9 protein-coding genes are annotated in these 11,892 nt (G+C 31.6%); 4 read left to right on the forward strand and 5 right to left on the reverse strand.

What is annotated here, in order from left to right; genetic code table 11:
* Positions 1-89 precede the first annotated feature (89 nt).
* On the forward strand, positions 90-737 hold the full coding sequence (locus RPL90_RS02875; protein WP_313544005.1) for a hypothetical protein: 648 nt from the start codon (positions 90-92) through the stop codon (positions 735-737).
* A 111-nt stretch (positions 738-848) separates the two neighbouring features.
* Here the strand turns inward: RPL90_RS02875 and RPL90_RS02880 are convergent, their stop codons facing one another.
* Positions 849-2,762: a DHA2 family efflux MFS transporter permease subunit gene (locus RPL90_RS02880; protein WP_313544044.1), complete on the reverse strand. Its 1,914-nt coding sequence runs from the start codon at positions 2,760-2,762 to the stop codon at positions 849-851.
* 12 nt (positions 2,763-2,774) lie between these two features.
* Positions 2,775-3,425: an HlyD family secretion protein gene (locus tag RPL90_RS02885; protein ID WP_313544060.1), complete on the reverse strand. Its 651-nt coding sequence runs from the start codon at positions 3,423-3,425 to the stop codon at positions 2,775-2,777.
* A gap of 133 nt (positions 3,426-3,558) precedes the next feature.
* Here RPL90_RS02885 and RPL90_RS02890 point away from each other — a divergent pair, with 133 nt between their 5' ends.
* Positions 3,559-4,107 (forward strand): TetR/AcrR family transcriptional regulator, encoded by a 549-nt coding sequence (locus RPL90_RS02890; RefSeq protein WP_313544073.1) that lies wholly within the window; start codon positions 3,559-3,561, stop codon positions 4,105-4,107.
* Positions 4,108-4,181: 74 nt separating this feature from the next.
* On the opposite strand, the gene RPL90_RS02895 is transcribed toward RPL90_RS02890, so the two are convergent.
* Together RPL90_RS02895 and RPL90_RS02900 are read right to left on the reverse strand one after the other, a co-directional pair.
* Positions 4,182-5,390 (reverse strand): multidrug effflux MFS transporter, encoded by a 1,209-nt coding sequence (locus RPL90_RS02895; protein ID WP_313544110.1) that lies wholly within the window; start codon positions 5,388-5,390, stop codon positions 4,182-4,184.
* Between the two features lie 540 nt (positions 5,391-5,930).
* Positions 5,931-7,298, reverse strand: a complete 1,368-nt coding sequence (locus RPL90_RS02900) for a TcaA NTF2-like domain-containing protein (protein ID WP_313544125.1) — start codon at positions 7,296-7,298, stop codon at positions 5,931-5,933.
* Between the two features lie 270 nt (positions 7,299-7,568).
* Here RPL90_RS02900 and RPL90_RS02905 point away from each other — a divergent pair, with 270 nt between their 5' ends.
* On the forward strand, positions 7,569-10,052 hold the full coding sequence (locus tag RPL90_RS02905; RefSeq protein ID WP_313544143.1) for an MMPL family transporter: 2,484 nt from the start codon (positions 7,569-7,571) through the stop codon (positions 10,050-10,052).
* 133 nt (positions 10,053-10,185) lie between these two features.
* On the opposite strand, the gene RPL90_RS02910 is transcribed toward RPL90_RS02905, so the two are convergent.
* Positions 10,186-10,644, reverse strand: coding sequence for a MarR family winged helix-turn-helix transcriptional regulator (locus RPL90_RS02910; protein ID WP_313544182.1), 459 nt, complete (start codon positions 10,642-10,644; stop codon positions 10,186-10,188).
* Between the two features lie 248 nt (positions 10,645-10,892).
* Here RPL90_RS02910 and RPL90_RS02915 point away from each other — a divergent pair, with 248 nt between their 5' ends.
* Positions 10,893-11,855: a YdcF family protein gene (locus RPL90_RS02915; protein WP_313544199.1), complete on the forward strand. Its 963-nt coding sequence runs from the start codon at positions 10,893-10,895 to the stop codon at positions 11,853-11,855.
* The last annotated feature ends 37 nt before the right edge of the window (positions 11,856-11,892 follow it).

An 11,892-nucleotide genomic window follows, 5' to 3' on the forward strand; every position in this document is an offset into this window, starting at 1 on the left:
ATAATAATCAATGGAACATTATTATTTAAATACTAACATAATAATTTTAAACTTAAAAAATATACCTGTTTTTATTGAAAGGAGTCGCCATGGTAGAACAAAATCATAGATTCAAAAACTTTGAACACACATTGACAAGTGCACCAATGCATAGAGGTCAAAAATTAGGAAAAAAACGATTTTCTTGGTTTAACCTTATTATTCACATTATTGTGCTCATTTTAACAGCGATAACTGGTTATAGTATGTATAAGCAGCCTGTTTTTAATCTAGCAATAGTTAATAAACCGATAACGTTTCATCAATTAAGTCACTTTCAGGATACTTTAAATAATGTATCCAATCTCGATATCAACATTGATAATATCGAAAACCTACAGTCACGCATAGATTCACTTATTCTAATCTTTGATATCTTTTTTATAGCAACAATTGTAAGTTTAGTATTATCAGTATTAACCATTATTTTTAATCGTATCGTACTAAAAATAATTAATATTTTCACTTTAATTATTATGTTAGTGATAACTTTTGGTTTTTCAATTATTCTACAAAATATTGCTAAACGAATCGCAAATAGTTTAAGTCAATATTATGTTTCTATTAACCCAGATCAAGTACTAACACAAGCTGATGCAATTAATAATGCATTAATCTTATTAATATGTAGTATGGCATTACTATTTATTAGTCTATTCTTTAGAAATAAGCGTAAACGCATTAATACAATTCAATAATTGAAACATGAAAGTACTGTCAGTCGTGCAGTACTTTTTTTTACAAAAAAAGAAGCATCGTTATCTCACTATTATAACAATGCTTCTTAAAATTTTTAGGATATTTTACAATTATTTTTCTCTAGAAATATAATGCTCTTTGCCTTTTAAGAATAAACTTAAGATAAATGCAAGTAAGCTTAATCCAGTCGCAACTAAGAATGCGCTATTAACACCGTTAATAGAAGCAAGTTTTTGAACGAATTCTAAGATTTGCTTAGTAGCCATTTGTTCTCCACCCATTGCTTGAGCCATTTGTTGTAAATGATCTTTAAGGAATGGGCTCGTTTTATCTAAATCTTGTGCATAAGTAGCAGAATATTGTGTTGTTTGGTTAGACATAACCGTAACTAGTATTGCCGTACCAATCGAACCTGCTAATTGTCTCAATGTATTTGATAATGCATTACCATGAGGGATTAAACGTAATGGCAATGAGTTCATACCAGCCGTCATAATAGGCATCATGATGAAACTCATACCAAATGAACGTACGATATAAATTAACATTAAATGACCATAAGTGGTATTCATATTAAGTTTAGTCAATTCGTATGTTGCATAAGTCATAATCGCAGTACCTATAATCGCTAATGGTTTAATACCGATAGCATCAAGTAAGCGTCCTGCGATTGGCCCCATGACACCCATTATTAAAGCTCCTGGTAAGAGCAGTAGACCCGATTGGACAGGTGTGAAGCCTCTTAAGTTTTGTAAATATAATGGTAATAAAATCATACCACCAAATAAACTCATTGTAACAATCATATTTATAACAGTTGTTAACGTGAAACCTGAATATTTCAATACTTCTAAGTTAAGCATTGGTATACGCATAGTTAATTCACGAATAACAAAAGCAATGATAAAGATAACACCAATAATGAATGACACGATAATTACTGGTGAAGTCCAACTTTTGTTACCAGCTTCACTGAATCCATATAATAAAGCACCGAAACCGATAGTACTAAAGATAATACCAGGAATATCAGCTTTAGGATTACTTGTAACTTGATATACACGGAACCAAATATATGAGATTAATAATGAAATTAAACCGATCACGAACATGCCATAGAACATTACGTTCCAGTGATAGTTTTCAACGATATAACCTGATAATGTTGGCCCAATAGCTGGCGCTAATATCATTGCAATACCTAGTGTACCCATCGCCGCACCACGTTTTTCTGGTGGGAAAATAGTCATAAACACGTTAGTACCTAAAGGCATTAATATACCAGCACCAATAGCTTGTAATACACGTCCAACCATCATAATTGTGAAGGACCCGGAAACACCACAAACAAGTGAACCTATTGTAAATAACGCCATCGCAACTAAGAACAATTTACGATATGAGTATTTATTGAATAGGAAGGCACTGATTGGAATTAAAATTCCGTTAACAAGCATGAAACCTGTCATCAACCATTGCCCAGTATTTGCTGAAATATTAAAGTCTGTATTAATTTTAGGTAAGGCAACATTTAACAATGTTTGGTTTAAAATCGCAATAAACATACCAAAAATCATTGCCAATAGCACTTTCATTTGTGTAGTGCCTTTACCAAACATAAATGAACTATGTTCTTTTTTTAATTTTTCGTTAACCCTAGCTTCTTCTGAATTAGGATTAATATTATCAAAATCTGAATCTTGCGCACTATCTTCTTGACCACCGTCATTAGAAGCTTCTTGTGCAGAATCAGAAGTAAATGATTGAGTTTCTTCATTATCTACAGAAGCTGCTGCTTTCTCTGTAGAATCAGTGTTAGATAATTTATTGGACTCTGCCGTATCATCTTTGTCTCTTATGTTAAATTTAGATTGATAACTTTGACTCGACGAATCATTGTTATAATTTTTTTGTTCCAGTTGTCTTTTAGTTGATTTCTTGCCTTTTTTTGAAATAAACAAGTTTAACAACCCGACAAGAATGATCGCTATGACTACATAAATTATAATGAAGGTCGCTGTCATTTATAGACCCCCTTAGTTTTTATGAATTTTAACTTCAGCGTTCATTCCTGGAACAACATTTTTAGATGGTTTTGAATCTAATTTGATTTTAACAGGTACTACTTGAGAAACTTTAGTATAGTTACCATCACTATTAGAAGAAGGCATCATTGAAAAGCTTGAAGCAGTTGCTTTACCTACTTGCTTAACTTTACCTTTAAGGTTTGCATTTTCACCATCAACTTTAATGTCAACGTCTTTACCTTTTTCTACATCTGCAATGTCTTTTTCGTCAACGTTTGCAGTTACATTTAAATCATCTAAATTATAAGCATAAGCAATTGGTGATCCAGCTTGAGCTACTGAACCTTTCATGCCATCAGTTTTTACGATTGTACCGTCTTTAGGCATTTTTATGTCCATAGATTGAGGTGCACCGCCACTTTCGCTTTTAGCAGCGATTGAAGCAACTTTGTCACCTTTTTTCATGTCGTCATTTTCTTTCGCATCGAAAGATTTCAATTCACCTGACGCAGGTGCAGAGATTTTAATTTGGTCGCCATCAACTTTAGCGTTGTCTGTCGATACATAGCTTGTAGCTTGATTGTAAAAATGGAAGCCAACGACACCAATAATTACAAGAACTACAATAGTAATGACATTAATTAATATCATTTTTTTCATTATTGTTTCCTCCTATTTGCTTTTAAATTTCACTTTATCTATTATAGAGAGATGGGAAACAAAAAAATACCAACACTTAAAAAAAAAGTGTCGGCAAAGAAACGATAATGAAATATTAATGTAGGTGTAACGAATGAGACAAAAGGCGAAATATAGAATTATACGCAATATGATAATACTGCTTGAGGAATATCCTTTTGAAGAAATTACTATTAAAATGGTGTGTGCCTATAGTAATGTAAATAGAACAACGTTTTATGATTATTTTCTTGATAAATATGACTTAATTACGCAAATTCAAAAATATCATTTAACTAAATACAAAGCTTTGTTGAAATCATTTGATACGAGTTTAGAAAATGCACCAAGTAACCATGTGAAATTATATAAATTTTTCAAAATCATATTAACTTACATTAAACGCAACTATGGCTATTTCCATGCGATTATGGTCACACACCCAAATAAAAATCTATTCTCTGAATATATGATAGTAACTAAAGATGCATATAAAGATATCATCGAAGCACGTAGCTCTGTAAAAAATAAAAAGCAATTTGTAATTTATACTATTGGTGGACAATTAGGTATTGTTTATTTTTGGATTCGTGAAAACTGCGAAGAATCAGTCGATTCTCTTGCACAAATCTTATTAGCAAATACAATTAAACTACAACGCTAGCCATTTACTATTATAATTAAAGAAAAAGATTACAAGCATAACTGACCATAATTCAACAGCGCTTGTAGTCTTTTTTATTGTACTGTGTTGCGAAAAGCAAAATAATTAAAAATTTGTAAGATAACTAAGATAACACCACTCATACAAATAATAATTATATAAGGTATAGCGCTCGTTTCACCAGCTAAACCTACTAACGGAGTAACTAACCCTCCAAATAGAGACTGTACTAATCCAAGCAAACTTGAAGCACTCCCACTGCCCCCCGTCCTCTCATTCATCGCAATTGAAAATGCTAAAGTAGCTACGCCGGTAACTGGTGCCACTAAAATAATAAACCCAATAATGAGTACAATGATAGGCAAATGTGAGATTAACGTTATAGTCACCCATATAACGCCAATAATTTGAACAACAGTTAACGCTCTTAATAATGTTTGTTGATTAATATAGTCTACAAGTTTACCAGTGAGCTGACTTGAAAAAATAAGTGTAATGCCCACGCCAGCAAACATCCAACTGAAATGTAATGCTGACAAATGATAAATACGTTGTGTAATGAACGGTGATGCTGAGATATAACTAAATAACATAATAAATGTAAAACCTTGAATTAACATCGGTAATACAAACTTAGGTTTTACTACTAACAGGCTGAAGTTTTTAAAAATAGCACCTATATGTGCTTGGTCTCTACGTTCAATAGGTAATGATTCATTAATTTTGAACAACGAGCCAACTACCATACAAACACCAAATATCGTCAATATTACAAATACCATTCGCCACGTAGAAAAAGACAAGATAATCCCACCAAGCGTTGGTGCTATTACAGGAGCAATACCATTCACTAACATTAGCACGGCTAAAAACTTAGTCAGTTGTTTCCCACTATATAAGTCACTTGAAATCGCACGGGAAATGACTGCACCTGCACCACCACAGAAGCCTTGAATAAATCTTAACATTACCATTAACCATATATTAGTAGTAAAAACGATAGCTATACTTGCTATTGCAAAAATGACCATGGCAATGATAAGCGGCTTTTTTCTCCCTAAGGCATCTGATATCGGCCCGATGAATAAATTGCCAAGAGCCAAGCCTATCATAAACAATGACAGCGTAAGCTGAGCATTTGAAGTTGTCGTACTGAAATCCGAACGCAATTGAGGTAAGCCTGGCAAAAACATATCAATAGATAAAGCACCTATTGCTGTTAACGCACCTAATATAACGATAAATAATATAGAAGGTTTTGAAGTTTGTTCGTAATTTTTCATTTATTTAACTCCTAAAATAAACTTTTTTATGTATTATTTAAATAGTAACACTAATCACATTAAAGTATCTATTTAATTATATAAGTAATTGCCTAATCATAAGAAAGTGAGCCTGAGACATAAACTTAATTTTGTCTTCAGGCTCGATTTTAATATAATACGATTTTGTCGTGCATACTTGCCTTGATTTAGGATAGTATGGTTCGAGCCTGTAGCCTCTCACTCATACGCTTCCCCTAGGCGTCAGCACGATACAAATCGTTACAAAGCTAAACTATCTAATTTTGGTTTTATATTGATAGTATGTGATTTTATGATTAAATTGAAAATGCATTTATATTAAGCTGCTTTCAACTTTAGCCATTCTTGATGGAGTGTAACTACAAAATTTTTATAAAAATAAGAATTTTGTCCCGCTCCCATCTACCATTATAGTAACTAAAATAAAAATTATGTTATTCATGTTCGCGCTTATTCTAGTAGCATTCCTATTAACTTCCTTATTAATAAAATATTTTAAGTGTTTGCTGAAATATTTTATTACTCCGTGTAATTAGTAACTTTTAAATCATTTCCGTTGTCATTGCCCTCTAGCGTATATTTAACTTCGCCGTATTGACCATCTTTTTTTATGCCATAACCAATTACATAAAATTTATTACCAACTTTAATAATTTCTGATATTTGAGGCACTTGCATCGCACTATAACTTTGTGAACTTATAGCACTCTTGGTCGATTTATAATTAGCTGAATCTTTCTTCAAATAATTAGAGACGATATTAAAATCGCTTTGACCATATGCAGTATTCAAGGCTGTTGTGTAATTACTAAAAAAATTTGTTATTTTAGAACGGAAGCTGTTTTCTTCTTTTTCTTTCTTCTTAACATAGTCTTCTATTTTATCTTTATCGAAAGGTACCTTAACATTTGTATTATCTTTTAAGCTATCTGGTTGAATCGTTGTTTCGCTAGATTTAAAGCCTTTCTTCTTCGCTTCACCACTCGCAGAAACTTTAATTTGTTCATTTTTAGGATAAGGTCCATATGCTTTCGATTCATCATAGTCATATGTTTTATCATTAATTTTTACTTTAATAGTATCGTCGTCAAGTTTGTCGGCGCCAGATAAGTTTATACGTAAATATGCCTCATCGAAGTTTTCAGACACGTCCACAGTTTCATTGTTACTATTGTTAAAGTTAAATTTTAATTTACCACTAAACTGTCCGTTATCTGTAGTTCGCTTAGCATCTATACTATAATTTCCTGGGATAAATTTACCTAAGGAAGTTGTTTTATCTTTAGGTGCTTCAATAGTACGTTGCTTATCATTAGATCTAAATTTGTATTTGGCATCAAATTTAGGTTTAACAATTGCCTCTTTTGTTGGCGCAGTAAAATTCATATTATTAAATATTAAATATCTGCGACCATTTTTAGTTATTTTTAAAATCTTTTCTCCGTTACGTGCTGTCACATATTTAGAAAGTTGGTCGTCACTCTCATTTAAAGAAGCTATTTTTGTTCTAACATCTTTAGTGAAGTTTTTCATGCCAATTTCGTTTTTAATATATTTGATATATGCCTTAGCTTCGTCTTCATCAACATTGTTATTTTGCGTACTTAGTACGGTCGATAACTTTTGCGTATCATTATTATCAATTGCATTGATTAATAATTCAGATTGCGCTTCAGGCGAGTTAAAATTCTTTAATAAGAAGAAAATAATAATAATTAACACGATGATAAAAAATGCAATTCCCCATGGGATAATTTTGCGAACGTTTGTATTTGAAGCTTTCTGTCGATTATTTCTTGATTGCCGATTTAATAAATCATGTCCACAATTTGGGCACACTTTGTCTTCATGATGTACCTCTGTTCCACAATTTGGGCACTTGGGCATTTATATCACCTCTTACTAAAAAATTTTACAACTATTTTACTATAATATCATATTTTTAATTAAACTTATATGCAAGGATTAGTTTCAACATTAATGAAAATAAAACTCGTATATGAATATCTTCAAATCTTATTATATGGATTTTCCTCTTACATTTAATATACGCGTCTATTCCAACATTTGTAAAAAATTATTATCGCCCACTATTAGTTGACATGTATCAACCATAATGCTATACTATTTTAGTAAAAAAATTTCTAGGAGGCTATTATGAAATCAATATTAAAATTTAGATGGCTGATTTCCATTATAGTTGTGATAGCGATTGCTTGTTCAATTGTATTTGCACCCAACCTTTCAAAACTAGCTAGTGATAAAGGGGATATCGTGCCACCGAATGATACGACTTCACAACAGTACAAGCAAATGTTAAAAGATGTTGGCGCTGATTCAAATAGTATGAGTGCCGTAATCAAACTGAATCATAAGTTAGACAGTTCATCTAAAAAAGATATCAACGATTATGTAGATAAAGTTAAAAAAGTAAATGGCGTAGAAAGTGTTATTTCACCTTTTGACTCTAAAGATACTGAAAACAAACTTGTTTCAGATAATAAAAAATCTATCATGATACCTATTGTGTCTTCTGACAATAAAAACAAAACTTTAGACGCTAAAGAAGATATCCAGAAAATAAATCCAAATTTTAAAAATGTTTATTTAACTGGTAACGACATTATTCATGACGATATTAACAAAAGTGTAGAGAAGGGATTACAAGCTACTGAAATCATCACAGTAATACTCATACTAGTGATTTTATTCTTCGTCTTCCGTTCTGTTGTAACGCCTTTCGTTCCATTATTATTTGTAGGACTATCATATGTTTTTGCACAAGGAATTCTCGCACTATTAGTTAAATACTTTGATTTTCCTGTGTCTATTTATATTCAATCATTTTTAGTCGCCCTATTATTCGGTATTGGTACTGACTATTGTATTTTATTACTTAATAGATATAAGGAAGAATTAGGTAAAGACCAAGCTAATTTCGATGCGGTTTTAAATACTTTTAAAAATGGCGGACGTACGATATTAATTTGTGCCATTACTGTATTAGTTGGCTTTGGTGCATTATTCTTCGTTAAATTTAGCTTATTTAAATCTGCCGTTGGTATTGCAGTCGGCGTTTTATGTTTAATGATTATTTTGTTTACGTTATTACCTACACTCCTAGCACTCATTGGAGACAAAGTATTTTGGCCAAGTAAAAATGCTGCTGGTCATGCAGATAGTAAGTTGTGGGGTAAATTAGCAAACTTCACTACTAAACGACCATTCGTAGCATTAGTAATCGTATTCGTAATTATGGTGCCGCTTATTTTCTTCTCGCCTAATAACATTACTTACGACAATACTAATGAAATTAGTGATAAATACGACTCAATAAAAGCCATCAATGTTATTAAAAATGATTTCAGTGTCGGTGAAGCTTTCCCAGTTCAAGTAGCGATTAAATCCGACAGCAAATTAACTAATAGTAAAGGTGTTAATGATCTTGAGTCATTATCTAAATCTATTAACAAAATTAAAGGCGTTGATTCAGTAAGTACAATCACTCGCCCAACCGGTACACCTATCAAACAACTTGGTGCCACTTATCAGCTAAATGAAATGCAAAAACAACTTGGTAAAGCCAACAATGGTTTGAGTGACGTCAACAATGGCCTTAATGAAATGAACTCACAAGTATCACCATTAAAAGATAGCCAACAAGTTCAAGGATTGATGCAACAAGGTAGCCAAGACCCACAAGGTTCAAACCAAAAAGTGACGCAGCAGGCTGGTCAATTGTCTCAAGGACTTGAACAATCTCAGAATGGTATTTCTCAAGTTCAAGATGGCCAATCTAAAATTCAACAAAGAATGAAAGACATGTCTAAAGATGAAAATATCAAAAAATCAGGTATGTACATTACAAATGACATGCTAAGCGATGGAGATTTGAAAAAATCAGTTGATCAATATAGTGAAGATAACGGTAAAATCGTGCTTTTAAATATTGATTTAAAAGATGATCCATTCTCTAATAAAGCAATGAATACTGTCGATACAATTCATAAAACAGTAGATAACCAAGTCAAAGGAACATCATTTAAAGATAGTAAAATTGAATATGGTGGCATGTCTTCGCAAAATAATGACTTACAAGACACAATCGACCATGATATGAATAAAGCAATCATATTAATATCAATATTCTTATTTGTAGTGTTATTAATATTCCAACGCTCAATTATTATGCCTATCTACATGATTGCTTCAATATTAATTACTTACTACGCTTCAATAGGAATTAGTAATATCATCTTTGGCAACATGTTGCATATGGGTGGATTATTACTCGTAGTACCATTCTTTAGTTTCGTAGTATTAATGGCACTCGGTGTTGATTATGCTATATTCCTAGTCAACCGCTTCAGCGAAGAAGCTTCCTTAGGAATTAACGAAGCATTACAAATCGCTATGCGTAAAATGGGTAAAGTTATAATGACTGCATGTATTATTCTTATTGGTACTGTAGCAGCATTATATGCATCAGGTGCAATGACACTAATGGAAATTGCAACAGTCGTTATACTTGGTTTAATCATTTACAATTTATTAATGTTACCATTATTTATTCCAGCAGTTGCAAAATCATTCGGTAAAGGGAACTGGTGGCCATTCAAATATAAAGATAACAATCAATAAGCTTATTCGTTATTGAAAACAGTAATAAACAATAATGAAGCACCGGAGCAATCAATGTAATTAATTGCTCCGGTGCTTTTTATATAAAAAAGAAGCTCAACTTTTTAATCATTGAGCTCACCTTTATTCACTTCTAACTATTAACATTAAAGTTTTTTAACCGGTCATCAATGATTTCTAAGACATAACGCGCTTGTTCGATTTGTTCTTCAGATAAGTCATACAACATATCACTTACGATATTACTAATAATAGATTTACATTCATTACTGAATTGTTTCCCTTTGTCAGTTAACTTAATGTATTTTAATCTTTGATCTAAATGCGCTTCTGTTTTATCCCATTCTACTAAGCCTGATTGAATAAGTTTTTTAATTCTACGACTTACTGCGGCTTTATTAACATCTTGTCTTTCTGTAATTTTTGTTAACGTTAAAGCTTTTTCATTATCTAACATCATTATAACATTTTCTTGTTCTTTAGAGATGTTATATTCTACTCTTAAATCTTTAAGTAATTTAGCTAACAAAGTATTAATGTCATCTAAAAACCCACCCATAAATTCTATATGACTTCTTATATTTTTAACCATAAACCTCGCACCCCAAACTAGCTTTGTCCTTTTAAAAGTGTTCACTCTCACCTAAATATGTTAATTATATAATATCAATAAATAAGGTTGTAATAAAGCATTATAAGAATAATGGTTAACATATAAACTTTATTTTTTATTTATAATACACTGTTTAAAAATTTTAATATAAAGCAATAAGGACTTCTAGTTGCTTATTTCTAATGAATACTCTACATTAATGATAAATTAATCAATCGAGGTGCAAGATGTACTTACCAACAATTATACTCTGTATTGCTATTGTTTTAATTTTTATTAGTTTAACTTTAGGTCAACAATACTTTATCTCTTTGAATGCTTATATCACTGTAGTCATCATAGGTTTTATAAGCATCGCCTATCATGTCTGGAAAGACACTTTTCCTTTAGATTTAATCATAACAATTATTATAGGCGGTGTTTTATTACATATTAAACACCGACACTTGTTCAAAAGCGATAATAGCAAATTATTTCTTCGTAGATTGTACACCATTGTGATCAAACTTTGTATCTTTATATTGGCCTGTACTTATATTAGCTTGATACCATTATTTTTCAACTTTGTATTTTTATGGTTAGCTGCAGTAAGTTTCAGTGCATTATTCGCTTTAATTTGTTATACGGTATGGTCTTCAAGTTACGCTGATGTATCAGTTAAACAACGCTGCGATGCTATATTAATATTAGGTGCTGGTATTTTCACAGAAGAAGTAACACCTATGTTAAAAGACCGTCTAGACTGTGCGCTTAAATTATTCCAGTTCAATCCCACTGCACAAGTCATTGTAAGTGGTGGTCAAGGACCAGACGAACCAATATCTGAAGCGTTAGCCATGCAACGTTATTTAATTGCTAATGGTGTACCGCAACACCATATAGTAATGGAAAATCATTCTACCAGCACATATGAAAATATAAAATATACTAAGTTATTACTTACCAATCATATTTCCAGAAATGCCAAAATGATTTGTGTCACAAGCCAATTCCACATACTACGTGCGCTTAGATTTGGTCAAAAATTTAATTTAAAATTTAAAGGACTAGGAAGTCGAACACCCTATCATTTCTTTGAAGTAGCGTTAATTAGAGATTATCTGGCATTAATGTATCAGTATAAGGCTTTACTAACGATTTATTTCGCAGCATTATTCATTTTAAGTTTCATTACCTTATGGTCATTTTAAATAATAATAAAAGGGAAATCACCTTAATGGTGATTTC

Origin of the sequence: Staphylococcus kloosii, from assembly GCF_032139365.1 — a bacterium.
GTDB lineage: Bacteria > Bacillota > Bacilli > Staphylococcales > Staphylococcaceae > Staphylococcus > Staphylococcus kloosii_A.